Origin of the sequence: Streptomyces sp. NPDC127092 (assembly GCF_042722475.1) — a bacterium.
In the GTDB taxonomy this organism is placed as follows: Bacteria; Actinomycetota; Actinomycetes; order Streptomycetales; family Streptomycetaceae; genus Streptomyces.
Genome location: NZ_JBHXFE010000043.1, coordinates 34971 through 58476, shown reverse-complemented (window position 1 = coordinate 58476; position 23506 = coordinate 34971). Strand labels below are relative to the sequence as shown.

The window sequence follows — 23506 nt, the reverse complement described above, 5'->3', positions numbered from 1 at the left end:
GGCCTCACATTCGGAAGACGCCGAAGCCGCCGCGCGCGCCCTCGACCGGTGCCGTGTGGATCGCGGACAGGCAGAGCCCGAGGACCGTGCGCGTGTCGCGCGGGTCGATGACCCCGTCGTCGTACAGCCGCCCGGACAGGAACATGGGCAGCGACTCGCTCTCGATCTGCGCCTCGACCATCGCCCGCAGCCCGGCGTCGGCCTCCTCGTCGTACGGCTGCCCCTTCGCCGCCGCGCTCGCCCGGGCGACGATCGACAGCACGCCCGCGAGCTGCTGCGGGCCCATGACGGCGGACTTGGCGCTGGGCCAGGCGAAGAGGAAGCGCGGGTCGTAGGCCCGGCCGCACATGCCGTAGTGCCCGGCGCCGTACGACGCGCCCATGAGGACGGAGAGATGCGGCACGCGGGAGTTCGCCACCGCGTTGATCATCATCGCGCCGTGCTTGATGATGCCGCCCTGCTCGTACTCCTTCCCCACCATGTAGCCGGTGGTGTTGTGGAGGAACAGCAGCGGGATGTCGCGCTGGTTGGCGAGCTGGATGAACTGCGCCGCCTTCTGCGACTCGGCGGAGAACAGCACGCCCTGCGCGTTGGCGAGGATGCCGACCGGGTAGCCGTGCAGCTCCGCCCAGCCGGTCACCAGGCTGGTCCCGTACAGCGGCTTGAACTCGTCGAAGTCGGAGCCGTCCACGATCCGGGCGATCACCTCGCGCGGGTCGAACGGCGTCTTGAGGTCGCCCGGCACGATCCCGAGCAGCTCCTCCTCGTCGTACTTCGGCGGCTCGGCGAACGGCGGGTCCGGGTGCGCCTTGCGGTGGTTGAGGCGGGCGACGATCCGGCGGGCCTGGCGCAGCGCGTCGGCCTCGTCGACGGCGTAGTGGTCGGCCAGGCCGCTGGTCCGCGCGTGCATCGCGGCGCCGCCGAGCGACTCGTCGTCGCTCTCCTCGCCCGTCGCCATCTTCACCAGCGGCGGGCCGCCCAGGAAGACCTTCGACCGCTCCTTGATCATCACGGTGTGGTCGGACATGCCGGGGACGTACGCACCGCCGGCCGTCGAGTTGCCGAAGACGACCGCGACCGTGGGGATCCCGGCGGCGGAGAGCCGGGTGAGGTCGCGGAAGAGCGCCCCGCCAGGAATGAAGATCTCCTTCTGGGACGGCAGGTCGGCGCCGCCGGACTCGACGAGCGAGATCACCGGGAGCCGGTTGGCGAACGCGATCTCGTTCGCCCGCAGCGCCTTCTTCAGCGTCCACGGGTTGGAGGCGCCGCCGCGCACGGTGGGGTCGTTGGCGGTGATCAGGCACTCGACGCCCTCGACCACCCCGATGCCGGTCACCAGGGACGCCCCTACGGGATGGTCGCTGCCCCAGGCCGCGAGCGGCGACAGCTCCAGGAACGGGGTGTCCGGGTCCACGAGCAGTTCGATCCGCTCGCGGGCGAGGAGCTTGCCGCGCCCGCGGTGCCGGGCGGTGTACTTCTCGCCGCCGCCGGCCAGCGCCTTGGCGTGCTCGGCGTCGAGCGCGGCGAGCTTGTCCAGCATGGCGGCGCGGTGGGCCGCGTAGTCGGGTCCGCCGGTGTCGAGGGCGGAGGCGAGGACGGTCATCGGGCTTCCTCCAGGAGGTCCACCGGTACGTCGGTGTGGCGGGAGCGGAGCCATTCGCCGAGGGCCTTGGCCTGCGGGTCGAAGCGGGCCTGGGAGGCCACGCCGTCGCCGAGCAGGCCGGCCACGGTGAAGTTGAGGGCCCTGAGGCCGGGCAGGACGTGCCGGGTGACCGCCAGGTCGCGGGTCTCCGGGAGGAGTTCGCGGAAGTGCTCGACGGTGAGCGCGTGCACGAGCCAGCGCCACGCGCGGTCGGTGCGGACCCAGACGCCGACGTTGGCGTCCCCGCCCTTGTCGCCGCTGCGGGCCCCGGCGATCCGGCCGAGCGGCACCCTGCGGACCGGCCCGGCGGGCGGCGGCGCCGGCAGCTCCGGTTCGGGTACGGGCGCGAGTTCCCTGGTCACGGGAGGTACGGGCACGGGGACGCGGGTCCCGTCGGGCAGCACGGCCGTGTGCGGGACCTCGCCGGCCGGCACGTACGCCGTGTCGAACACCCCGTAGGGGGCGCCCTTGCCGGGCGGGGCGGTGACGTGGAAGCCGGGGTAGCTGGCGAGGGCGAGCTCGATCGCGGCGCCGGTCAGCGCGCGGCCGACCTTCTCCGGGTCCTGGTCGCGGACGACGAGCCGGAGCAGCGCGCTGGCGGTCTCCTCGGTGCCGGCGTCCTCGTGGTCGGTGCGGGCCAGCTCCCACCGCACCTCGTCCGGCGGCGACGTGGCGAGGGCGTCGGTGACCTGGTCCCGCACGAGCCGCGCCTTGGCCTCGATGTCGAGGCCGGTGAGCACGAAGACGACCTCGTTGCGGAAGCCGCCGAGCCGGCAGCGGCCCGCCTTGAGCGTGGGCGGCGGCGCCTCGCCCCGCACGCCGTCGATCCGCACCCGGTCCGGGCCCTCCTGGGTGAGGCGTACGGAGTCGAGGCGGGCGGTGACGTCGGGCCCGGCGTAGCGGGCGCCGGCCGTCTCGTACAGGAGCTGGGCGGTGACGGTGCCGACGTCGACGACGCCGCCCGTGCCCGGGTGTTTGGTGACGACCGCGCTGCCGTCCGCGTGCAGCTCCGCGAGCGGGAAGCCGGGGCGGCGGAACGTGCCCGGTGGGTAGCCGGTGAAGAAGGCGTAGTTGCCGCCGGTGGCCTGGGTGCCGCACTCCAGGACGTGCCCGGCGACGACCGCGCCCGCCAGCTCGTCGTACGCCTCCGGGCCCCAGCCGAAGAACCACTGCGCGGGCCCGGTGACGAGCGCGGCGTCCGTCACCCGGCCCGTGACGACGACGTCGGCTCCGGCCGCGAGGCAGGCGGCGATCCCGGCGCCGCCGAGGTAGGCGTTGGCCGCGAGGATGCCGGGCCCGGCGGGCAGCCGGTCGCCCTCGACGTGGGCGATGCGGGCGGGCACGCCGAGCCTCCCGGCGAGGTCGCGCAGGGCGTCGGCGAGACCGGCGGGGTTCAGGCCGCCGGCGTTGGTGACGATCCGCACGCCGCGGTCGTGGGCGAGGCCGAGTCCTTCCTCCATCTGCCGCAGGAAGGTCCTGGCGTATCCGGCGGCGGGGTCCTTGAGCAGGTCTCGGCCGAGGATGAGCATGGTCAGCTCGGCGAGGTAGTCCCCGGTGAGGACGTCGAGTCCGCCGCCGGTCAGCATCTCGCGGACCGCGTCGAAGCGGTCGCCGTAGAAGCCGGAGGCGTTGCCGATCCGCAGGATCACGCGCCGTCCTCCCTGGGTGCCCGGCCCTCGCCCGCCGGGCCCGCGAAGGCCTGGGCGACGGTGAGCCAGTGCTCGGCGTCGGCGCCGCGGGCGACGAGCGCCGTGTCGGCGCGGTGCACCCGCTGGGTGACGAGCAGACAGAAGTCGAGCGCCGGTCCGGTGATCACCTGGGGCGCGTCGTCGGGGCCGTACGCCCACTCCTCGCCGCCGGGCCCGGTCAGCTCGACGCGGAACGGCTCGGCGGGCGGGGTGAGACCGCGCACGAGGTACGCGTAGTCCCGGGCCCGCAGCCCGATCCAGGCCACGTGCCGCAGCCGCGCCGTCGGTCTCCGTACGACGCCGAGCGCGTCGGCCACGTCCTGGCCGTGGGCCCAGGTCTCCATCAGACGCGCGGTGGCCAGCGACACGGCGCTCATGGCGGGCCCGTACCAGGGAAACCGCGTCCCCGGCGGGGCCTCGCGCAGCACCTGGTGCAGTCGCTCCCGGCCCGCGCGCCACCGGGCGAGCAGCTCGGCGGGCGGCAGGGCCGCGCCCTCCTCGGCCCCGTCGTCGACGAAGCGGTCGGGCGCGGCGAGCGCCTTCTCCGTCTCCACGGCGAAGGCCTCGGGGTCGGTGGCCGCGAGCAGCGCGGCGGCGTCGGTCCAGGCGAGGTGCGCGATCTGGTGGGCGACCGTCCAGCGCGGCGCGGGCGTGGGCAGCGCCCACTGCGCGTCGGTCAACTCCCTCACGAGAGCGTCGACTTCCTCGCTCTCGGCACGCAGGTCGCCGAGGACTTCGGCGGGGTCGGACACGGTGCGCTCCCCTCGGGGACGGGCGGGTCACGGACGTGCGTGAGGAGCATGGCAGCCGGGGGAGAAACAATCAAGCGTGCTTGCTTGGGATTCTGCGGGAGGCCCGAAACGGGAACAGGGCCGCCGGCGGCGGCCCTGTGCGGAGGGGTGGAGCGGGGTTCAGGAGGCGCGGCGGGGCCTGGCGACCAGTTCGCCGCCGCAGTTGGGGCAGACGTCGTCCATCGCGTCCGAGCACGGGACGCAGAAGGTGCACTCGTACGTACAGATCCGGGCGGGTGCGTCGACGGGCAGGGCGGTCGTCTCGCAGCGTTCGCAACGCTCGCGCATCTCAAGGGCCATGGCGAACATCCTGCGGCCGGACCCGTGGCGGCGGAAACCGGCCACGGGTCAGAGATCAACGGGATCGGGCCACCTGGGTCCGCACGGCGCCCATGCTGGCCGCGATGACCAGGGCGATGGCGAGCGCGTCGGCCGGACCGAGGGTCTGGTGGAGGACGAGGAAGCCGGCGGTGGCGGCGATGGCCGGTTCCAGGCTCATGAGGATGGCGAAGGTGGGGGCGGGCAGGCGGCGCAGGGCGAGGAGTTCGAGGGTGTAGGGCAGGACGGAGGACATCAGGGCGACACCGAGTCCGAGACCGATCGTCGCCGGGTCGAGGAGCTTGTCGCCCGCGGACGCGATGCCGAAGGGCAGGCTGACGACGGCGCCGACGGCCATCGCCAGGGCGAGGCCGTCGGCCTGCGGGAAGCGTCGGCCGGTACGGGCGCTGAAGACGATGTACGCGGCCCACATGGCGCCCGCGGCGAGGGCGAACCCGGCACCGGCCGGGTCGAGCCGGTCGAAGCCGCCGCCGTGGGCACCGCTGAGCAGGACGACGCCGGCGAGGGCGAGCCCGGCCCAGAGGAGGTTCACCAGGCGCCGGGAGGCGACGACGGAGAGGGCGAGCGGGCCGAGCACCTCGAGCGTCACGGCGGCGCCGAGCGGGATCCGGGCGACGGAGAGGTAGAAGAGGATGTTCATGCCGGACATGGCGGCGCCGAAGGCGAGCACGGTGCCCCAGTCGGCGCGGCTGTAGCCGCGGACCCGGGGCCGGCAGGCGACCAGGAGGACGGCGGCGGCGAGCACGAGCCGCAGGGTGACGACGCCGAGGGCGCCGGCGCGGGGCATGAGGAGGACGGCGACGGCGGAGCCGAACTGCACGGAGAGGCCGCCGGCGACGACGAGCGCGACGGGACCGAGCCGCCCGCCGGCACGCGAGCCGGCGGCGGGACCGGCCGCGGCCGCCGGGGCCGCGGCGGGCCGGGCCGCCGGAGAGGCGGATATGTCCTGGACCGGGCTTTCCACCGGGGCGCTCCTAGCCTTGCTGACGTTCGACGAAGGGTCCAACACAATGGACCACAATGTCCATCCTAATGGACTGCGGGACAACACCCCCGACTTCTCCGACCCGACAGAGGCCCCAAGCCCCAGCTACGGCCACGGCCACAGCCACAGTTCCCGGCCACGGCCCCCGGCCAGGCCGCCCCTTGGACCGCCACCGCCACCGCCACCGCCTCCCCGACGGAACTCCGGGCCCGCACCACCCGGGGGCCCGCCGACAGCCCGAACCGAACCCTCCGCTTCACGCTACGACGCCGGGCGCGGCACCGGAAATGCCGATCGCGCTGCGGTTATGCTCCGCACGCATGAGCCGCACCAGCATCGAGCTCCGCCACCTGCGCTGCTTCCTCGCCGTCGCGGAGGAGGGCAACCTCACCCGGGCCGCCGCGCGGCTCCACCTCACCCAGCCCGCCGTCTCCCGCACGCTCGCGTCCCTGGAGAAGCAGCTCGGCGCCCGGCTCGTCGACCGCTCCACGCACCACCTCGCCCTCACTCCCGAGGGCCGCGCCTTCCGCGACCGGGCCGCGGCCGCGGTCGCCGCGTTCGACGCGGCCGTCGATCCCGGCCGGCTCCGCCACCGCCCCCTCCGGCTCGGCCACGCGTGGTCGGCCTTCGGCCCGTACACCACTCCTCTCCTGCGCCGCTGGCAGCGGGACCACCCCGAGACCCCGCTCGAACTCCTCCGGATCGACGACCGCACGGCGGGCCTGCTGCGCGGCGAGGTGGACGCGGCGCTGCTGCGCGGCCCGGTGGAGATCCCGGGCCTGGTGACCGAACAGCTGCTCACCGAAGACCGCGTGGCGGCCCTGCCGGCCGACAGCCCGCTGGCCGCGCGCCCGGAACTGACGCTGACGGAGCTGGCGACCGAGACCGCGGTCCTCAACGCGGTCTCCGGCACCACCACCCTCGACCTCTGGCCTCCCGACGCCCGCCCCCGCACGACCCTCACCGTCGCCAACACCGACGACTGGCTCTCGGCGATCGCCGCGGGCCGCGGCATCGGCGTCTCCTCGGTCTCGACCGCCGCCCTCCACCCCCACCCGGGCGTCACCTACCGCCCCCTCCCCGACGCCCCGCCCCTCCCGGTCCTCCTGGCCTGGCGCGCGACGTCCCGCCACCCGGCGACGGAGGCACTGGCGGAGCTGGCACGGGAGATCGCACGGGGCGAGTGACATCACCCGGACAAGTTCCTCAGTAACCCTGGTCCAGCGCCTCCGCCAGGACCTCCGCCACGTGGTGCGGGTGGCGTTGCGGTGACAGGTGGGCGATCTGGGTGCGGCAGGAGAAGCCGTCCGCGAGGACCAGGGCGTCCGGGGGTGCGGCGCGGAGGGACGGGAGGAGCTGGTCCTCGGCGCAGGCGACGGAGACCTCGTAGTGGCCGGGCTCGAAGCCGAAGTTGCCCGCGAGCCCGCAGCAGCCGCCGGCCGGTTCGCCGTGCAGGCCCGCCCGGCGCCGCAGCCGGCGGTCCGCCGCGTCGCCCAGGACCGCGTGCTGGTGGCAGTGGGTCTGGCCGGCGACCGGGCGGTCGAGGCGCGGCGGCTCCCAGTCCGGGGCGAGCTCCTCCAGGGCCTCGGCGAAGGTGCGGACGGACGCGGCGAGCCGGGCCGCGCGCGGGTCGTCCGGCAGCAGCTCGGGCAGGTCGGAGCGCAGGGTCGCCGCGCAGGAGGGTTCCAGGACGACCACCGGGCCCTCGACGTCCGCCATGACGTCGAGGGTGCGGCGCATCACCCGCCGCGCCGCGGACAGCCGGCCCGTCGACACGTACGTGAGCCCGCAGCACACCCGGCCGGGCGGCAGGGCGACCCCCAGTCCGGCGGCCTCCAGGACCCGCACCGCCGCCGCGCCCACGTGCGGCGCCAGGTGGTCGGTGAAGGTGTCCGGCCACAGCGTGAGCGCCGGCGGGCGGCCCGAGGCCCGCTCCCCGAACCAGGACACGAAGGACACCTCCGCCACCCTGGGCAGCTGCCGCTCCGGCGTGACGCCCGCGAGCCGCGCCGCGAACGGCAGCTCCATGGCCAGGTGCAGCCCCGTTCCGAAGCGGTCGAGGAGCCGCGGCAGGCCACCCGTCGTCCAGTGCGAGCGCGGCCGCTTCCACGGCCGCCCCGCGTAGTACCCGGCCAGGAACTCCGCCTTGTACGCGGCCATGTCGACGCCCACCGGGCAGTCGCTGCGGCAGCCCTTGCACGACAGGCACAGGTCGAGCGCGTCCCGTACCTCCTCCGAGCGCAGCCCGTCCGTGATGATCTCGCCGAGCGCCATCTCGTGCAGGAGCCGGGCCCTGCCACGCGTGGAGTGCTTCTCCTCCCCCGTCGCCCGGTACGAGGGACACATCACGCCCGGACCCGAACCCGGGCCCTCCACCCGGCACTTGGCCACCCCCACGCACCGGGCGGCCGCCCGACCCAGGCCCACCACCGGCAGCCCCGCGAACCGCAGCCCGGAATCCAGCGGCTCCGGCCGCACCAGCATGCCCGGATTCAGACCGCCGTCCGGATCCCACAGGTCCTTGACCTCGCCGAACAGGGCGACGAGCTCGTCCCCGTACATCCTCGGCAGCAGCTCCGCCCGCGCCTTGCCGTCGCCGTGCTCGCCCGACAGCGAACCGCCGTGCGCCACCACGAGCCCGGCCACCGCCTCCGAAAACTCCCGGAAACGGCCCACCCCTTCACCCGTCCACAGGTCGAAGTCGATGCGCACGTGCACACAGCCGTCGCCGAAGTGCCCGTACGGCGTGCCCCGCAGCCCGTACTCCGCCAACAGCCCCCGGAAATCCCGCAGATAGGCCCCCAGCCGGGCCGGCGGCACCGCGCAGTCCTCCCACCCGGGCCAGGCCTCCGTCCCTCTCCCAGAGCCTTCGGCCTGGGAGGTGCCCGCAGGCATCCTCGTCGCCGTCCCGGCCGCGTCCTCCCGGATCCGCCACAGCGCCCGCTGCCCGGCCGGTTCGGTGACCAGCACGGAGTCCAGCGCGTCCGCCGCCCGTACGAGCCCGGCCGCCGCCCCGCGCCCGTCCACCTCCACGAACAGCCACGCCCCGCCCCGCGGCAGCCCTTCCGCGGCCCGGCCCGGCACCAGATCGGCGGCCATCCCCTCCACGGTCAGCGGCAGGTGCGCCAGCAGTCCCGCCGCCGCGTCGGCCGCCGCGCTCTCGTCGGGGTAACCGAGGACGACGAGCACCGGCTCCGCGGGCAGCGGCACCAGACCCACCACCGCCTCCGTCACCACGCCGAGCGTCCCCTCGCTGCCGCAGAAGGAACGGGCCACGTCCGCACCCCGCTCGGGCAGCAGCGCGTCGAGCGCGTAACCGGAGATGCGGCGCGGCAGCCCGGCCGGATAGCCGGTCCGCAGCAGCGCGAGTCGCCCGGCCACCAGCTCCCGCAGGCCGGCCGGCGCGCCCCGCCAGTCCTGCCCGAGGCGCAGCCGCCGCCCGTCGTAGGTGACGACGTCCAGCTCCCGCACGTTGTCGGCGGTGGTGCCCCAGGCCACGGAGTGCGCGCCGCACGCGTTGTTGCCGATCATTCCGCCGAGGGTGCAGCGGCTGTGCGTGGACGGATCGGGGCCGAAGGTCAGCCCGTACGGGCGGGCCGCCGCCCTGAGCCGGTCGAGCACGAGCCCCGGCCGGACGACGGCCGTGCGCGCCTCCGGGTCGAGCGACACCAGGTCGTTCAGGTGGCGGGTGAGGTCGAGCACGACACCCGTTCCGGTGGCCTGCCCGCCGATGGAGGTGCCGCCGCCGCGGGCGACGACCGGCACGCCGTGCGCACGGCAGACCGCCAGCGTGGCGGCGACGTCGTCGGCGTCGCGCGGGGCGACGACGCCGAGCGGCACGCGCCGGTAGTTGGAGGCGTCCATGGAGGTCAGGGCGCGCGCGGTGACGGACAGGTCGACGTCTCCGGCGACGGCGGCGCGCAGCTCGCGGGCGAGCGCGGCGTCCGCCGCGGCGCTCCGGCCTCCGGTGCCGGACGCCGTGCCCCGCCCCGTCCCGTTCTCGTGTGATCCCACGACTACACAGTGTCTCAGTCGGCGTCTCATCCGGCGGACATCACCCGGCCCCGGCTTCCCCGACCCGATACGCTCCGCCTCGTGGCCGATATCCAGATTCCCGCTGACATCAAGCCCGCCGATGGCCGTTTCGGCGCGGGCCCCTCCAAGGTGCGTACGGAGGCGCTGGACGCCCTGGCCGCCACCGGCACCTCGCTCCTCGGTACCTCTCACCGCCAGGCTCCGGTCAAGAACCTGGTCGGCGAGGTGCGTGCCGGCATCCGTGACCTCTTCTCGCTGCCCGAGGGCTACGAGGTGATCCTGGGCAACGGCGGTTCGACCGCCTTCTGGGACATCGCGACCCACGGTCTGATCGAGAACAAGTCGCAGCACCTCACCTTCGGCGAGTTCTCCTCCAAGTTCGCGAAGGCCGCGAAGCTGGCCCCCTGGCTGGCCGAGCCGACCGTGATCTCCTCCGACCCGGGCACCCACCCGGAGCCGGTGGCCGAGGCGGGCGTCGACGTCTACGCCTACACCCACAACGAGACCTCCACCGGTGTCGCCGCCCCGCTGAAGCGGGTCGCGGGCGCCGACGAGGGCGCGCTCGTGCTGGTGGACGCGACCTCGGGCGCCGGCGGTCTGCCGGTCGACATCACCGAGACCGACGTCTACTACTTCGCCCCGCAGAAGTCCTTCGCCGCCGACGGCGGCCTGTGGCTCGCGGCGTTCTCGCCTGCGGCCCTGGAGCGCGCGGCCCGCGTCCACGCGTCCGGCCGGCACATCCCGGAGTTCTTCAGCCTGCCGACCGCGATCGACAACTCCCTGAAGAACCAGACGTACAACACCCCGGCGCTCGCGACCCTCTTCCTGCTCGCCGAGCAGCTGAAGTGGATCAACGGCCAGGGCGGTCTGGACTGGGCCGTGGCCCGTACGAAGGAGTCCTCCGACGCCCTCTACGGCTGGGCCGAGGAGTCCAAGTACGCGACGCCGTTCGTCACCGACCCGGCGAAGCGCTCGCAGGTCATCGGCACGATCGACTTCGCGGACGAGATCGACGCGGCGGCGGTCGCCAAGGCGCTGCGCGCCAACGGCATCGTGGACACCGAGCCGTACCGCAAGCTGGGCCGCAACCAGCTGCGCATCGCGATGTTCCCGGCGATCGACCCGGCGGACGTCCGCGCGCTCACCGCGTGCATCGACTACGTGATCGAGAAGCTGTAAGCGCTCCTCCCTCCCGTACGAGGGGCCCGGCGGCCCGTACGAAGGGCTCGGCGCCCGGACCGGCTGACGGTCCGGCGCCGGGCCCTTTCGGATTCCTGCCCCGGTCCTGCCCGCCCGGCCTAACGGCCGGGCCGGACGCCCGGACGGCCGGGTCAGTCGCGGCGGAACATGCGCTTGAGGCCGACCACGACGACGGTCGCCAGGCCGAGGACGACGACGCCGAGGGCGAAGTTCCCCTGCTCGCCGCCGCCGGTCGCGGAGGGCCCCGCGGGTCCGGCGCCGGGCGGCTTCGGGGTGCCGGAGGTGCCCGGGCCGGCCGGGTCGGCGCCCGGCGACGGCGCGGTGCCCTCGCGGTCGACGCGGACGACCCGGCTGCCCCGGCCCTCCGCGCCGAACATCAGCGCCGAGCCGTCCGCCGTGTACGTGACCGACTCCGCCTGGCCCTGGAAGGGCGCGCCGACGGACGTGCCGTCGTCGCCGAGGCGGCCGTCCTTCCACGCGTACTCCTTGGCGAGGAGGTAGCCGCGCAGGACCAGCCGGCCGCCGTCCGGCGAGAAGGCGCCGTCCGTCACCCAGGGGACCTCCCCGATCCGCCGGAAGACGTTGGTGCGGGAGGCGTCGAGCCGCGCGGGGCCGGCGTACAGTCCGCCGCCGTCCTCGTTCTTGCTGGCGATGTAGACCCGGCCGGTCTTCGGATGGACCATCAGGGCTTCCGCGTTGCGCGGCCCGTCGGCGTACCGCACGTCGTACTGCGTGGCCCGCACGGTCTGGTCGCGCAGCTGCTCCGGCTCCGGGAAGCGGTAGATCCACACGTGGTCCCAGGAGCCGTCGAGGTTGTCGCCGATGTCGCCGACGTAGATGTCGCCGTCCGGGCCGACGGAGATCGCCTCCATGTCGCGGGGCGTGCCGACGCCCTTCATGGTGAGGGTCGCGACGGTCTTTCCCGTACGGGAGTCGACGCCGTAGATCAGGGGCGCGTCCTGGTCGTTGTGCGTCCAGTAGATCCCGGGGTGGGCGCGGCTCGCGGCGAGGCCGCTGGACTCGGTGATCCGGGGGTCCTCGATGGTGAAGTCCCGGTCGGCGTCCGCGGCGTTCGTGGTGTCCGCCGCGCCGGCGGGGGCGGCCGCGAGCAGGACGAGGGCCGCCGTTCCCAGGACGCGCAGAGCAGTTCGCATGCCGACCAGCCTGCCACGGGGCCCGTGGTGTCGGGGGTCACGTCGCCGCCGCGGCCGGGCGTCGGTGATGATGTGCCCCATGCGTTTTCTGTTCGTCGGCGACAGCATGACCATCGGACGCGCCGGCGACTTCACCTGGCGGTACCGGATGTGGCAGCACCTGGAGGCCGTGCTGCCCGGCCCCGGCGGGTACGAGATCACCGGCCCGCGCACCGCTCTGTACGAGCCCGCCGACGACGCCGCGACCTCACACGCGTACGCCGCCCCGGACTTCCCGGCCGCCGCCCGCCGGCACCTGGCCGGCTGGGGCGAGGGCTGGCTGCACATGGCGCCGCTCGTCAGCGAGGAGGTCACGGCGGCCCGCGCGGACGTGCTGCTGGTCTCGCTGGGCCTGATCGACCTCGGCTTCTACACCAACAGCGACCAGACCACCGAGAACGTCCGCGCCTTCCTGACCGCCGCCCGCGCCGCGAACCCGCGGGTCCGGGCGGTCATGCTGCCGGTCATCCCGAACGTCCGCGCCGAGTACGACGCGCCGTTCGCCGCCGAGTGCGCCCGCTTCAACGAACTCCTCGCGAAGACGGTCGCGGACCTGGACACCGCCTCCTCGCCGCTCCTCCTGGCGACGGTCCCGGAGTCGTACGACATCCACCAGGACACCTACGACGGCACCCACCCGGGCCCCACGGGCGAGCACAAGCTGGCGGCGGCCTTCGCCGACGCGATGCACCAGGCGTGGGGCCTGGGCGGCCCGTACCGCCACTGACGCCCTGGTCAGGCGGCGCGGGTGAGCCGGTTGGCGAAGGTCGAGACGGTGTAGGTGCCGATGCCGAGGACGACTTCGAGGGCGTTCTGGCGGGTGTAGCCGTGGCCCAGGAAGGCGTCGAGGTCACCGTCGGAGACCGCGCCGGAGGCGGCGAGGACCTGGAGGGTGAACCGGCGTACGGCGGCGAGGCGTTCGGGCGCGGGCGCCGGGCCGAGGGCGGCGAATTTCGACTCGTGCATGTCGACGCACAGGTGGCACTGGTTGCGCTCGGCGACGGTGAGGATGACGGTCTCGCGGGAGTGCGGGTCCAGGGTGGTGGACTCGAAGATCTCGCTGAGCTTGAGGAAGCCGTCGAGGGTGTGGGGCGACTCCTTGAGGAGCGCGACGGCGTTGGCGGTGCGGGCGGACATGTCGGCGGTCGTGACGGCCTGCGGCAAGGTGACTCCCCCTGGAGAAGCGATAGAATGGACAACATGGTTGACCATGTCGACGAGGAAAACGTAAACCAGGTTGTCGATCCGGGCAAGGGGTTTCCCCCGGGACCGAGCGAGCCGCCCGGCTTCGAGCTGCCCCTGCTGCTCTTCGCCGGATTCCGCACCCTCATCGACCGGCTCCACGCCGAACTCGCCCGCCAGGGCCACCCCGACCTGCGCCCCGCCCACGGCTTCGCGCTCCAGGCCATCGCCGCGAGCCCGTACGGCTCCACCGCCAGCGACATCGGCCGCCGCCTCGGCGTCTCCAAGCAGGCGGCGGGCAAGACGGTCGACCGGCTCCTCGCCGTCGGCTACGCCGAACGCGCCGACGACCCCGCCGACGCCCGCCGCAAACTCGTCCGCCTCACCCCGCACGGCGTCGACGCCCTCACCCGCTCCGCCGCCGTCTTCGACGCCCTGCGCGCCGAGTGGGCGGCCCGCCTCGGCGCGGACCGGGTCCGCGACCTGGAGACGGCCCTGCGCGCCGTCGTCCCGGCCGAGACCACCTACCGACTGGACGCGACGAGCTGGCTGGGCGGCGCCTGACCCCGGGAAGGGGACGGCGAGTTGTCGCCACCGGCGTGTCGGGGCGGCCGTACGTATCGTTGGCGACGGCGACTGCATGCGAACGCGCGGCAGCGGGGAGGAGCGCCACGATGACCGTCGTAGAGGACGACAGGATCGAGCTGGCCATGAGCGAGAACGAAGTGCCCTTGGACAAGCTGTTCGAGTGGCTGGAGATCGCCCCCGAAGGACACAAGAGCGAAGTCGTCGGAGGGGTCGTCTTCATGGTTCCGCAGAGGGATACGCACTGGGACATCACCTTCGAGATCGCCCAAGCGCTGGTAGACCGGTTCGGGAAGCGCGTGAAGGTGAAGTCCGACGTGCGGATCGACTTCCCGGGCGACCGCAACGCGTTCTGCCCCGACGTCGTCAAGATCAGGGACGACGCCGAGAAGAACGACAAGGGCCGCTGGAACCACGAGGACGTGGAGTTCGTCGCCGAGGTGATCTCCAAGGGCACCGGCATGAACGACTACGGCCCCAAGAAGATCGCCTACGCCGCAGCCGGCGTCCCCGTCCACGTCATCGTCGACCCCTACACCGGCCGGTGCATCGCCCACACGAAGCCCGAGGACGGCGAGTACACCGAGGAGATGCGGGTCCCCTTCGGCACCGACCTCGACCTGACCAAGACCCCGCTCGACTTCGTCCTCAAGACCGAGGGATTCCCCCGCGACTGACAGGGCGGGACCCCTCGGTCCCGCCCCCTCAGCGCGTACTCACCAGGCGAACGCCTCCGGCGCCGGACCCGGCCCCGGGAAGATCGCGTCGAGGCCCGCCAGGACCTCCTCGCTCAGCTTCAGCTCCAGCGCGCGCAGGGCGCTCGTCAGCTGTGCCGGGGTGCGCGGGCCGATGATCGGGCCGGTCACGCCGGGGCGGGTGAGCAGCCAGGCCAGGGCCGTCTCGCCCGGGTCGAGGTCGTGCTTGTCGAGCAGGTCCTCGTACGCCTGGATGCGGGCCCGCACCGCCGGGTCCGCGAGCACGTCGGCGGCGCGGCCCCCGGCGCGGCGCCCGTGCTTGAGCGCCTTCCCGATGATGCCGCCCAGCAGACCGCCGCCCAGCGGCGACCACGGGATCACGCCGACGCCGTACTCCTGGGCGGCCGGGATCACCTCCATCTCGGCGCGCCGCTCGTGGAGGTTGTAGTGGCACTGCTCGCTGACCAGGCCCACCATGCCGCGCCGGGCGGCGGCCTCGTTGGCCTGGGCGATCTTGTAGCCGGGGAAGTTCGAGGAACCGGCGTAGAGGATCTTGCCCTGCTGGATCAGCACGTCGACGGCCTGCCAGATCTCGTCGAAGGGCGTCAGCCGGTCGACGTGGTGGAACTGGTAGAGGTCGATGTAGTCGGTGCCGAGCCGCTTGAGGCTGGCCTCGACGGAGCGCCGGATGTTCACGGCGGACAGCTTGTCGTGGTTGGGCCAGGCGGGCCCGGCCTCAGCGGCCATGTTCCCGTACATCTTGGTGGCGAGGACCACCTTGTCGCGGTGCGCGGGGTCCTTGGCGAACCAGGACCCGATGATCTCCTCGGTGCGTCCCTTGCCCGCGGTCTGGCCGTAGACGTTGGCGGTGTCGAAGAGGTTGAGGCCCGCGTCGAGCGCGGCGTCCATGATCGCGTGGCTGGTGGATTCGTCCGTCTGCGGACCGAAGTTCATGGTGCCGAGGACGAGTCGGCCGACCTTGAGTCCCGTGCGTCCGAGCTGCGTGTACTCCATGAGGATCAAGCCAACTGCCTGGAGTCCACTCGAAGCAAGGGGTTACGGGAGGAGCGGGAAGAGCCTGAGGAGCGGGACGAGCGGACGGAGCGGGGACGGAAGAGGTGCCGGCCAGGGGGGCCGACGCGGTTACTGTCCGCCCACCATCGACGCCACCGCGATGATCGCGAACATCAGGACGAGCACACCGGCCATGATCCGGTTACGGGTTTTCGGGTCCACCATTCGAGGTTAACGCGCCGGTTCGGCCGCTCCGCCCAGGGGCCACGTGGCGATCGTCTCGTAGCGCGGCTGCTTGCCCGGCGGGCCGCCGCCGGGAAGGTGGCTGCGGATCAGGGCGAGCTCGGCGACCTGCCAGCGGCTGCCTTCGAAGGTGTCGAGGGCGGTGACGAAGGGGCGCAGGTCCAGGTCGTTGGTGCGGGAGCGGGCCACCGTGAGGTGGGCCTGGTAGCGGCGGTGCTCGTCCATCGCGACGCCGGCCCGGCGGGCGGCGGCATCCGCGCGCTCGGCGAGGAGCCGCATCTCGTCCAGGCCGCCCGCCGCGCCGGTCCACAGCACCGCGCGGCCGAAGTGGCCGCCGCCGTGCAGGCGCAGCGGGAAGGGCGCGGTGCGGTGGGCGGCGCGGCCGAGCCGGGCGTGCAGGTCGGGCAGCAGGTCCTCGTCGACCTCGCCCATGAACGCGAGCGTGAAGTGCCAGCCGGGCCGGGAGGTCCAGCGGAGCCGGTCGGCCCCCGGCAGGTGCGCGAGCCGGTCGACCTCGCGGCCGAGCTCGTCGAGCTGCGCGGGCGGCGGCAGGACGGCAGCGAAAAGCCTCATGGGTCGAGTCTGGCAGGGACTAACCTCGGCCGGATGGATACCGGGATCAAGATCAGACAGGGCGGGCCGGAGGACGTTCCCGCGATGCTCGCGATATTCGACAGTGCGGTCGTCTGGCTCAACGAGCGGGGCATCACCGCCCAGTGGGGAACGGAGCCGTTCACCTCGCGCCCGAAGACGGTGGAACTGGTCGAGCGGGTCGCGTCCGAGGGCACTCCGTGGATCGCGGAGATCGACGGCGTCCCCGCCGGCACGCTCACCCTGACCCCGCACCCGGGCCAGTACGTGGCCCCGGCCGACGAGCCCGAGCGGTACGTCCGCTTCCTCGCCACCGACGCCCGCTTCCACGGCCGCGGCGTCGGCGCGGCCCTCCTCGCCCACGCGGCCTCCGAGACCCGCCGCGAGGGCGTCTCGCTGCTGCGGGTGGACTGCTTCGCGGGCAGCGAGGGCCGGCTGGTGGCGTACTACGAACGCCAGGGCTTCACCCGCACGGAGTCGTTCACGGTGAACGACTGGCCGGGCCAGGTCCTGGAACAGCGGGTCTGACCGGCCAGGACAGCCGCGGATACGGCAAAGGGGCCGGGTGGCGCGAGGTCCGGGGGCGGGCCTCGCGCCGGGCGGTCCTCAGCCGTGGAAGGTGATGTAGCCGTTCCCGTCGCTGTCGTTGCCGCTCTTGGTGTACGAGTGCGTGTCGGCGTAGGCGCCGCCCGGCTTGATCAGCTTGATGGTGTCGCGGTCGTTGTTCCAGATGAAGTTGCAGTTGTTGCGGTAGGCGACGTTGTTGGCATCGGACTCGGTGCCGTAGTTGCCGCGCAGCTGCACGTAGTCGCCCGGCTGCAGGTAGTGGTTGATCCGGAAGGTGTACGAGTTCCCGGCCGCGTCCTTCACCACGTAGCCCTTGAGGTTCACCGTGGCGGTGCGGGAGTAGTTCTTGATGGTGACGAACTCGGCGGCGGTGTTGCCACCGGAGCACCGGTTGGAGTCCGGGCCCGGCGCGTCGTACTGGACGCCCTTGATCTTCAGTGCCGAGGAGTACTCGGTGGCCTGGGCCGGTGCGGTGGTGAGGGCGGCCAGGGTGCCGGCGGCGAGGGCGACGGCTATGGCGGCGGAGCGCATGCGCAAGTGAAACCTCCTGTGGCTGTGGGCACTTGAGCGGCACTCAACGTACACATAATCTTCACGGCGCCACCCCGCAAACGCCTGAATCGAGACAGTCGTCTTCCGACGCCTCCAGCCCCTTCGGCGATACGGCGAAGGGGCCGGGCTCCCGTGACCGGGCCCGGCCCCTTCGCTGCGGCGTTCCCGCTAGGCGGCCGGTGCCAGGCTCGGGCGGTGGGTCTGGGGGACGAAGCGGAGGCTCGGGTGGCCGTGGTGCCAGCCGACCGCGAGCTTCAGGCGGCCCACGCGCGCCAGGACCAGGCCGATGACGGCCGCGGCGGCGAGGGAGACGAGGCCGCCGGTGGCGAAGCCGACGCGGGGGCCGTAGGTGTCGGTGACCCAGCCGAGGAGCGGGGCGCCGATCGGGGTGCCGCCCGCGAACACCATCATGTAGAGGCTCATCACCCGGCCCCGCATGACCGGGTCCGTGGCCATCTGGACGGCCGAGTTCGCGCTGATGTTGACCGTCAGGCCGATCATCCCGATGGGGACCAGGAGCAGCGCGAACAGCCAGAAGGAGGGCGACAGCGCCGCCGTGATCTCCAGGACGCCGAACACGCCCGCCGCGACGACCAGCTTCCGCAGCCGGGTCGAGCCGCGCCGGGCCGCGAGCAGCGCGCCCACGAGCGAGCCGGCCGCCATGAGGGTGTTCAGGAACCCGTACGTACCGGCGCCGACGTGGAAGATCTCCTCCGAGAAGGCGGTCAGCCAGATCGGGAAGTTGAACCCGAACGTGCCGATGAAGCCGACCAGGACGATCGGCCAGATCAGGTCGGGGCGGCCGGCGACGTAGCGCAGGCCCTCGCGCAGCTGGCCCTTGCCCCGCGGCGCGCGCTCCACCTTGTGGAGCTCGGCCGGGCGCATCAGGAGCAGGGCGGCGAGCGGGGCGAGGAAGGACAGGCCGTTGATGAGGAACGCCCAGCCGCTGCCGACGCCCGCGATGAGCAGGCCGGCGACGGCGGGGCCGATCAGCCGGGCGGACTGGAAGTTCGCCGAGTTCAGCGAGACGGCGTTGCGCAGCCGGTCCGGGCCGACCATCTCGGAGACGAAGGACTGCCGGGTCGGGTTGTCGACCACGGTGACCATGCCGAGCAGGAAGGCGATCAGGTAGACGTGCCAGACCTGGACGTGTCCGCTGAGGGTCAGGGCCGCGAGGGTCAGTCCGCACAGGCCGAGCGCGGCCTGGCTGACGAGGAGGATGCGGCGCTTCGGGTAGCGGTCGGCGATGACACCGCCGTACAGGCCGAACAGCAGCATCGGCAGGAACTGGAGCGCCGTCGTGATGCCGACGGCGGCGGCGGAGCCGGTGAGGCTCAGGACCAGCCAGTCCTGGGTGATCCGGGCCATCCACGTACCGGTGTTGGAGACGATCGCTCCGGTGAAGAACAGCCGGTAGTTCCGGATCCCGAGCGAGGAGAAGGTCCCCTCGCTCCGGCGGTCGCGCTTGCGTGCGCGGGAGTAGGTATCGGATTCATGGACGGGTGCGGAGTCTGCTCCGGGTCCCGTACTCAAAGTGCGTCGCCTCCTTGGCGCCTCGGCTACAGGTGGGCGAGCTTCTCCAGGACCGGGGCGGCTGCGCGCAGCTTCGCCCATTCGTCCTCGTCCAGACCTTCGGCGAGGGTGGCGAGCCAGGCGTTCCGTTTGCGGCGGGACTCTTCCAGCATGGACTCCGCCTGCTCGGTCTGCCTGACCACCTTCTGCCGACGGTCGTCGGGATGCGGCTCGAGCCTGACCAGTCCCTTGGCTTCCAGCAGCGCGACGATGCGGGTCATCGAGGGCGGCTGGACGTGCTCCTTGCGGGCAAGCTCGCCGGGGGTGGCGGAGCCGCAGAGCGACAGGGTGCCGAGCACCGACATCTCGGTGGGGCTCAGCGATTCGTCGACGCGCTGGTGCTTCAGGCGTCGGCCCAGCCGCATGACGGCGCTGCGGAGCGCGTTCACGGCGGCGGCATCGTCGGCGGTGCCGTGCGACAGGTCAGGCATGTCCTTAGCGTAACTCATTACTCTCTCTAAAGACCAATCGAAAACCTTCCGTCGCAACCTGTCACCCAAATGAGTGAGACCGATCCGGAAAGTGACGCACGCGGCCCTTCCGTGGCGCGAACCTGACGGACATGGAATCGACCGTGCTCAGCCTGCGCATCGACGGAGAGCTGCTCGAACGGCTCCGCGGACACGCCGCCAGAAGAGGAACGAGCGTCCAGGACTATGTCGTCCGGACGCTCGTTCGGGAGGACTTCGACGAGCGGTTCAAGACCGCCGTCGACGAGACGGAGAAGTTCTACGGGGCGGGTGACGCGCCCGAGGATCAGGTCAGGCCGAGTGCCGGCATCGCGTAGTAGAAGACGAAGACCGCCGACACCACGTACATGGCCACCGGGACCTCACGGCCCCGGCCGGCCGCGAGACGCAGCACGCTGAAGGCGATGAAGCCGATGCCGATGCCGTTCGTGATCGAGTACGTGAACGGCATCATCACCATGGCCAGGAAGGCCGGCACGGCGATCGTGAAGTCGCTCCAGTCGATCTCCTTGACCGACCCGGCCAGGATCAGGAAGCCGACCGCCAGCAGGGCCGGCGTCGCCGCCTGCGACGGGACCATCGTGGCGAGCGGCGTGAGGAACAGCGCGACCGAGAACAGTCCGCCGGTCACCACCGAGGCAAGACCCGTACGGGCACCCTCGCCGACGCCCGCCGTGGACTCCACGAAGCAGGTGGTGGCGGAGGAGGACGTGGCACCGCCGGAGGCGACGGCGAGGCCGTCGACCAGCAGGACCTTGTTGATGCCGGGGAAGTTGCCGTCCTTGTCGATCAGCTTGGCCTCGTCGCCGACGCCGAGGATCGTGCCCATCGCGTCGAAGAAGCAGGACAGCAGCACGGTGAAGACGAAGAGGACGCCGGTCAGGAGGCCGACCTTGTCGAAGCCGCCGAAGAGGCTGACCTTGCCGACCAGGCCGAAGTCGGGCGAGGCGACCGGGTTGCCGGGCCACTCCGGGGTGGTGAGGCCCCAGGAGGGGACCTTCGCGACCGCGTTGATCACCATGGCCACGATCGTCATGACGACGATCGAGATGAGGATCGCGCCCGGCACCTTGCGGACGATCAGCGCGAGGGTGAGCAGGGTGCCCAGGATGAACACGAGCACCGGCCAGCCGGTGAGGTGACCGTCACCGCCGAGCTGCAGCGGGACGGTGGTGTGGGCGGCGTCCGGGATGCGGGAGACGAAGCCCGAGTCGACGAGGCCGATCAGCATGATGAAGAGGCCGATGCCGATCGCGATGCCCTTGCGCAGGCCGACCGGCACGGCGTTCATCACGCGCTCACGCAGACCGGTCGCGACGAGCAGCATCACGACGATGCCGGCGAGGACGACCATGCCCATGGCGTCCGGCCAGGACATCTTCGGCGCGAGCTGGAGCGCGACGACCGTGTTGACGCCGAGGCCGGCGGCGAGCGCGATCGGCACGTTGCCGATGACACCCATGAGCAGCGTCGAGAAGGCGGCCGTCAGGACGGTCGCGGTGACGAGCTGGCCGCCGTCGAGCTGGTGCCCGTACATGTCCTTGGCGCTGCCGAGGATGATCGGGTTCAGCACGATGATGTAGGCCATCGCGAAGAAGGTGGCGAAACCGCCGCGGACCTCGCGGGCGACGGTGGAGCCGCGCTCGGAGATCTTGAAGAAGCGGTCGAGGCCGGATGCGGGCTGCTGCGGAGCGGAAGGCTCCGGAGAAGTGGCCTTGGCGGTGGCCGTGGTGCTCATGGGTTGTCCTCGTATGGTCAATTTGGCGGTTCATACGAAGGGAACTCGCCAGAGGCAAACCGTTTCAGTATGAACAGATGAACGAGCGGGAGTCCATCTCCGCGCGTAGACCCTCGGCGGCGTCCCGAGTGCGGCCGTACTCCTTCGGCGGGAGCGTCCGGACGCCGTCGGCGGTGCGGCCCGGACGCCTCCGGCGGTGCCGACCGCACGAGGGGCCGGGAACCCGCCCGCCTAGACTGGGCCGCATGGCGAAGTGGACACCGAAGCACGAGGCACCCGAGCCCCTGGAGGGGCCCGTCGTCGCCACCATCACGGGCGGCACGATCCTCTGGTTCGTCCTGTTCCTCGTCCAGGTCCCCTTCTACGGATGGTTCGACGACCGGGACCTGACCTGGTGGGTGTGGACCTGCCTGGCCGGCGCCGGCCTGGGCCTCATCGGCATCTGGTACGTGCGCAAGCGCGACGCGGCGATCAAGCGGCACGAGGCGCGGCAGAAGGCGGAGCGCGAGAGGCAGCAGGAGACGCAGCGCCCCGCCGTGTAATAACGGGGGACCGTTTCCGTCCTACCCCGGTCTGATGTTCGGGCTTCTCGGCGGGTGAGCGGCCGATTCCCGCCGTAACGTCGAAAACATGACTCAGCGGGCGAAGATCGACCTTGAGGGAAGCGGGACCGGCGGAAGGGGGACCGCCGCGGCGGAGCCGGCCGTCGTGCACCGTCCGGCCGGCCTGACCTCCGCCGAGGTCGCCGAGCGCGTGGCGCGCGGCGAGGTCAACGACGTCCCCGTCCGCAGTTCCCGCTCCACCGCCGACATCGTCCGCGGCAACGTCTTCACCCGCTTCAACGCGATCATCGGCGTGCTCTGGGTGATCATGCTCTTCGTCGCGCCGATCCAGGACAGCCTCTTCGGCTTCGTGATCGTCGCCAACACCGGCATCGGCATCATCCAGGAACTCCGCGCCAAGAAGACCCTCGACAGCCTCGCCGTCATCGGCGAGGCCAGGCCCACCGTCCGGCGCGACGGCGTCTCCGCCGAGATCTCGACCTCCGAGATCGTCCTCGGCGACCTCATCGAGCTCGGCCCCGGCGACAAGGTCGTCGTCGACGGCGTCGTCGCCGAACACGACAACCTGGAGGTCGACGAGTCGCTGCTCACCGGCGAGGCCGACCCGGTCGTGAAGCGGCCCGGCGACCGGATGATGTCGGGCTCGTTCGTGGTCGCCGGCGGCGGCGCGTTCACCGCCACCAAGGTCGGGCGCGAGGCGTACGCGGCGCAGCTCGCCGAGGAGGCCTCCCGCTTCACGCTCGTCCACTCCGAACTGCGCAGCGGCATCTCCACGATCCTCAAGTACGTGACGTGGATGATGATCCCGACCGCCGTCGGGCTCGTGATCAGCCAGCTCGTCGCCAAGGACAACGACTTCAAGAACTCGGTCGCCCGCACCGTCGGCGGCATCGTCCCGATGATCCCCGAGGGCCTGGTCCTGCTCACCTCCGTCGCCTTCGCGATCGGCGTGATCCGGCTCGGCCGCAAGCAGTGCCTCGTGCAGGAGCTGCCCGCGATCGAGGGCCTCGCACGGGTCGACGTCGTCTGCCTCGACAAGACCGGCACGCTCACCGAGGGCGGCATGGACGTCACCGAGCTGCGCATGCTGAACGGCGCGGACCAGGAGTACGTACGGAAGGTCCTCGGCGCCCTGGGCGAGGCCGACCCGCGGCCGAACGCCTCCCTCCAGGCGATCATCGACGCCTACCCGGACGCTGAGGACTGGCGCTGCACGGAGGCCCTGCCCTTCTCCTCCGCCCGCAAGTACAGCGGCGCCGCCTTCAGCGAGGGCGACGGCGAGAACTCGACGTGGCTGCTCGGCGCGCCCGACGTGCTGCTCGCGCCCGGCGACCCCTCGCTCGCGGAGGTCGACCGGCTGAACGAGCAGGGCCTGCGGGTGCTGCTGCTCGCCCGCACCACCAGGGAGCTCGACTCCCCGGAGGTGGCGCAGGGTGCGACGGCCACGGCGCTCGTGGTCCTGGAGCAGCGGCTGCGGCCCGACGCGGCCGACACGCTCGCGTACTTCGCCGACCAGAACGTCGCCGCGAAGGTCATCTCCGGCGACAACGCGGTCTCGGTCGGCGCGGTGGCCGGAAAGCTCGGGCTGCCGGGCGCCGAGCACACGGTCGACGCGCGGAAGCTGCCGGACGAGCGGGAGGAGATGGCGCGGGTCCTCGACGACAACGCGGTCTTCGGCCGGGTCACGCCGCAGCAGAAGCGGGAGATGGTCGCCGCGCTCCAGTCGCACGGGCACACCGTGGCCATGACGGGCGACGGCGTCAACGACGTCCTCGCGCTGAAGGACGCGGACATCGGCGTGTCCATGGGCTCGGGCTCGGAGGCGACGCGCGCCGTGGCCCAGATCGTCCTGCTGAACAAC

General features: G+C 72.5%; 23 protein-coding genes. 9 read left to right on the top strand and 14 right to left on the bottom strand.

Translation table 11 applies throughout. The features are described 5' to 3' along the window. Positions 1–4: 4 nt before the first annotated feature. From ACFWJO_RS29535 to ACFWJO_RS29515, 5 genes are all read right to left on the bottom strand, one after another. Complete coding sequence (locus tag ACFWJO_RS29535) at positions 5–1603, bottom strand: acyl-CoA carboxylase subunit beta (protein ID WP_386869992.1); 1599 nt, start codon at positions 1601–1603, stop codon at positions 5–7. Beyond that, positions 1600–3291: an acyclic terpene utilization AtuA family protein gene (locus ACFWJO_RS29530; protein ID WP_386869990.1), complete on the bottom strand. Its 1692-nt coding sequence runs from the start codon at positions 3289–3291 to the stop codon at positions 1600–1602. The genes ACFWJO_RS29535 and ACFWJO_RS29530 overlap by 4 nt, the downstream gene beginning before the upstream one ends. Next, positions 3288–4082, bottom strand: coding sequence for a TIGR03084 family metal-binding protein (locus tag ACFWJO_RS29525; RefSeq protein ID WP_386869988.1), 795 nt, complete (start codon positions 4080–4082; stop codon positions 3288–3290). The genes ACFWJO_RS29530 and ACFWJO_RS29525 overlap by 4 nt, the downstream gene beginning before the upstream one ends. Positions 4083–4241: 159 nt before the next feature. Further along, the gene (locus ACFWJO_RS29520) at positions 4242–4421 is read right to left on the bottom strand and encodes a DUF1272 domain-containing protein (protein ID WP_384418353.1); all 180 of its coding nucleotides are present in this window, start codon (positions 4419–4421) and stop codon (positions 4242–4244) included. Between the two features lie 55 nt (positions 4422–4476). Beyond that, positions 4477–5424 carry a DMT family transporter gene (locus ACFWJO_RS29515; protein ID WP_386869986.1) on the bottom strand — a complete coding sequence of 316 codons (948 nt, stop codon included), beginning with the start codon at positions 5422–5424 and terminating at the stop codon, positions 4477–4479. Positions 5425–5732: 308 nt separating this feature from the next. Between ACFWJO_RS29515 and ACFWJO_RS29510 the strand changes: the two genes are divergently transcribed. Further along, the gene (locus tag ACFWJO_RS29510; RefSeq protein ID WP_386869984.1) at positions 5733–6632 is read left to right on the top strand and encodes a LysR family transcriptional regulator; all 900 of its coding nucleotides are present in this window, start codon (positions 5733–5735) and stop codon (positions 6630–6632) included. A 19-nt stretch (positions 6633–6651) separates the two neighbouring features. On the opposite strand, the gene ACFWJO_RS29505 is transcribed toward ACFWJO_RS29510, so the two are convergent. Beyond that, positions 6652–9489: an FAD-binding and (Fe-S)-binding domain-containing protein gene (locus ACFWJO_RS29505; RefSeq protein ID WP_386869982.1), complete on the bottom strand. Its 2838-nt coding sequence runs from the start codon at positions 9487–9489 to the stop codon at positions 6652–6654. Positions 9490–9540: 51 nt separating this feature from the next. Between ACFWJO_RS29505 and serC the strand changes: the two genes are divergently transcribed. Then, positions 9541–10659, top strand: a complete 1119-nt coding sequence (serC, locus tag ACFWJO_RS29500) for a phosphoserine transaminase (protein ID WP_386869980.1) — start codon at positions 9541–9543, stop codon at positions 10657–10659. 152 nt (positions 10660–10811) lie between these two features. On the opposite strand, the gene ACFWJO_RS29495 is transcribed toward serC, so the two are convergent. After that, the gene (locus tag ACFWJO_RS29495; RefSeq protein WP_386869978.1) at positions 10812–11834 is read right to left on the bottom strand and encodes a WD40 repeat domain-containing protein; all 1023 of its coding nucleotides are present in this window, start codon (positions 11832–11834) and stop codon (positions 10812–10814) included. 79 nt (positions 11835–11913) lie between these two features. On the opposite strand from ACFWJO_RS29495, the gene ACFWJO_RS29490 reads away from it, so the two are divergent. After that, complete coding sequence (locus tag ACFWJO_RS29490) at positions 11914–12600, top strand: GDSL-type esterase/lipase family protein (RefSeq protein WP_386869977.1); 687 nt, start codon at positions 11914–11916, stop codon at positions 12598–12600. Positions 12601–12608: 8 nt separating this feature from the next. Here ACFWJO_RS29490 and ACFWJO_RS29485 read toward each other — a convergent pair whose 3' ends face one another. Continuing rightward, entirely contained in the window at positions 12609–13010 is a 402-nt protein-coding gene (locus ACFWJO_RS29485) for a carboxymuconolactone decarboxylase family protein (protein WP_386870024.1), read from the bottom strand. A 54-nt stretch (positions 13011–13064) separates the two neighbouring features. Here ACFWJO_RS29485 and ACFWJO_RS29480 point away from each other — a divergent pair, with 54 nt between their 5' ends. Then, positions 13065–13619, top strand: a complete 555-nt coding sequence (locus ACFWJO_RS29480) for a MarR family winged helix-turn-helix transcriptional regulator (protein ID WP_386869976.1) — start codon at positions 13065–13067, stop codon at positions 13617–13619. Between the two features lie 110 nt (positions 13620–13729). Then, complete coding sequence (locus ACFWJO_RS29475) at positions 13730–14317, top strand: Uma2 family endonuclease (RefSeq protein WP_386869974.1); 588 nt, start codon at positions 13730–13732, stop codon at positions 14315–14317. Positions 14318–14356: 39 nt separating this feature from the next. On the opposite strand, the gene ACFWJO_RS29470 is transcribed toward ACFWJO_RS29475, so the two are convergent. Next, the gene (locus tag ACFWJO_RS29470) at positions 14357–15349 is read right to left on the bottom strand and encodes an aldo/keto reductase (protein WP_386869972.1); all 993 of its coding nucleotides are present in this window, start codon (positions 15347–15349) and stop codon (positions 14357–14359) included. Between the two features lie 231 nt (positions 15350–15580). Beyond that, positions 15581–16165, bottom strand: coding sequence for an RNA 2',3'-cyclic phosphodiesterase (gene thpR / locus ACFWJO_RS29465; protein ID WP_386869970.1), 585 nt, complete (start codon positions 16163–16165; stop codon positions 15581–15583). Between the two features lie 33 nt (positions 16166–16198). Between thpR and ACFWJO_RS29460 the strand changes: the two genes are divergently transcribed. Next, entirely contained in the window at positions 16199–16711 is a 513-nt protein-coding gene (locus ACFWJO_RS29460) for a GNAT family N-acetyltransferase (RefSeq protein ID WP_386869968.1), read from the top strand. A 78-nt stretch (positions 16712–16789) separates the two neighbouring features. Here ACFWJO_RS29460 and ACFWJO_RS29455 read toward each other — a convergent pair whose 3' ends face one another. The 3 genes from ACFWJO_RS29455 to ACFWJO_RS29445 all read right to left on the bottom strand — a co-directional run bounded on the left by ACFWJO_RS29455 (position 16790) and on the right by ACFWJO_RS29445 (position 19305). Beyond that, on the bottom strand, positions 16790–17281 hold the full coding sequence (locus tag ACFWJO_RS29455; RefSeq protein WP_386870022.1) for a lamin tail domain-containing protein: 492 nt from the start codon (positions 17279–17281) through the stop codon (positions 16790–16792). Positions 17282–17470: 189 nt separating this feature from the next. Next, entirely contained in the window at positions 17471–18835 is a 1365-nt protein-coding gene (locus ACFWJO_RS29450; protein WP_386869966.1) for an MFS transporter, read from the bottom strand. Positions 18836–18861: 26 nt separating this feature from the next. Continuing rightward, entirely contained in the window at positions 18862–19305 is a 444-nt protein-coding gene (locus tag ACFWJO_RS29445; protein ID WP_384423175.1) for a MarR family winged helix-turn-helix transcriptional regulator, read from the bottom strand. 131 nt (positions 19306–19436) lie between these two features. Here ACFWJO_RS29445 and ACFWJO_RS29440 point away from each other — a divergent pair, with 131 nt between their 5' ends. Further along, positions 19437–19661, top strand: coding sequence for a ribbon-helix-helix protein, CopG family (locus ACFWJO_RS29440; RefSeq protein ID WP_386869964.1), 225 nt, complete (start codon positions 19437–19439; stop codon positions 19659–19661). Here the strand turns inward: ACFWJO_RS29440 and ACFWJO_RS29435 are convergent. Further along, positions 19631–21082: an NCS2 family permease gene (locus tag ACFWJO_RS29435; protein WP_386869962.1), complete on the bottom strand. Its 1452-nt coding sequence runs from the start codon at positions 21080–21082 to the stop codon at positions 19631–19633. The genes ACFWJO_RS29440 and ACFWJO_RS29435 overlap by 31 nt on opposite strands. 245 nt (positions 21083–21327) lie before the next feature. On the opposite strand from ACFWJO_RS29435, the gene ACFWJO_RS29430 reads away from it, so the two are divergent. Together ACFWJO_RS29430 and ACFWJO_RS29425 are read left to right on the top strand one after the other, a co-directional pair. Next, the gene (locus tag ACFWJO_RS29430) at positions 21328–21624 is read left to right on the top strand and encodes a DUF2530 domain-containing protein (protein ID WP_386869960.1); all 297 of its coding nucleotides are present in this window, start codon (positions 21328–21330) and stop codon (positions 21622–21624) included. An 88-nt stretch (positions 21625–21712) separates the two neighbouring features. Next, positions 21713–23506 (top strand): HAD-IC family P-type ATPase (locus tag ACFWJO_RS29425; protein ID WP_386869958.1); only part of this gene is annotated, 1794 nt, incomplete at its 3' end.

Bases quoted from the DNA above. Each gene is read 5' to 3' on its own strand.
- ACFWJO_RS29495 (WP_386869978.1), bottom strand. From the start codon at position 11,834: ATGCGAACTGCTCTGCGCGTCCTGGGAACGGCGGCCCTCGTCCTGCTC.
- ACFWJO_RS29445 (WP_384423175.1), bottom strand. From the start codon at position 19,305: ATGCCTGACCTGTCGCACGGCACCGCCGACGATGCCGCCGCCGTGAAC.
- ACFWJO_RS29430 (WP_386869960.1), top strand. From the start codon at position 21,328: ATGGCGAAGTGGACACCGAAGCACGAGGCACCCGAGCCCCTGGAGGGG.
- ACFWJO_RS29440 (WP_386869964.1), top strand. From the start codon at position 19,437: ATGGAATCGACCGTGCTCAGCCTGCGCATCGACGGAGAGCTGCTCGAA.
- ACFWJO_RS29505 (WP_386869982.1), bottom strand. From the start codon at position 9,489: ATGAGACGCCGACTGAGACACTGTGTAGTCGTGGGATCACACGAGAAC.
- ACFWJO_RS29485 (WP_386870024.1), bottom strand. From the start codon at position 13,010: ATGTCCGCCCGCACCGCCAACGCCGTCGCGCTCCTCAAGGAGTCGCCC.
- ACFWJO_RS29435 (WP_386869962.1), bottom strand. From the start codon at position 21,082: ATGAGCACCACGGCCACCGCCAAGGCCACTTCTCCGGAGCCTTCCGCT.
- ACFWJO_RS29490 (WP_386869977.1), top strand. From the start codon at position 11,914: ATGCGTTTTCTGTTCGTCGGCGACAGCATGACCATCGGACGCGCCGGC.
- thpR (WP_386869970.1), bottom strand. From the start codon at position 16,165: ATGAGGCTTTTCGCTGCCGTCCTGCCGCCGCCCGCGCAGCTCGACGAG.
- ACFWJO_RS29455 (WP_386870022.1), bottom strand. From the start codon at position 17,281: ATGCGCTCCGCCGCCATAGCCGTCGCCCTCGCCGCCGGCACCCTGGCC.
- ACFWJO_RS29475 (WP_386869974.1), top strand. From the start codon at position 13,730: ATGACCGTCGTAGAGGACGACAGGATCGAGCTGGCCATGAGCGAGAAC.
- ACFWJO_RS29520 (WP_384418353.1), bottom strand. From the start codon at position 4,421: ATGGCCCTTGAGATGCGCGAGCGTTGCGAACGCTGCGAGACGACCGCC.
- ACFWJO_RS29460 (WP_386869968.1), top strand. From the start codon at position 16,199: ATGGATACCGGGATCAAGATCAGACAGGGCGGGCCGGAGGACGTTCCC.
- ACFWJO_RS29480 (WP_386869976.1), top strand. From the start codon at position 13,065: ATGGACAACATGGTTGACCATGTCGACGAGGAAAACGTAAACCAGGTT.
- ACFWJO_RS29510 (WP_386869984.1), top strand. From the start codon at position 5,733: ATGCCGATCGCGCTGCGGTTATGCTCCGCACGCATGAGCCGCACCAGC.
- ACFWJO_RS29535 (WP_386869992.1), bottom strand. From the start codon at position 1,603: ATGACCGTCCTCGCCTCCGCCCTCGACACCGGCGGACCCGACTACGCG.
- ACFWJO_RS29470 (WP_386869972.1), bottom strand. From the start codon at position 15,349: ATGGAGTACACGCAGCTCGGACGCACGGGACTCAAGGTCGGCCGACTC.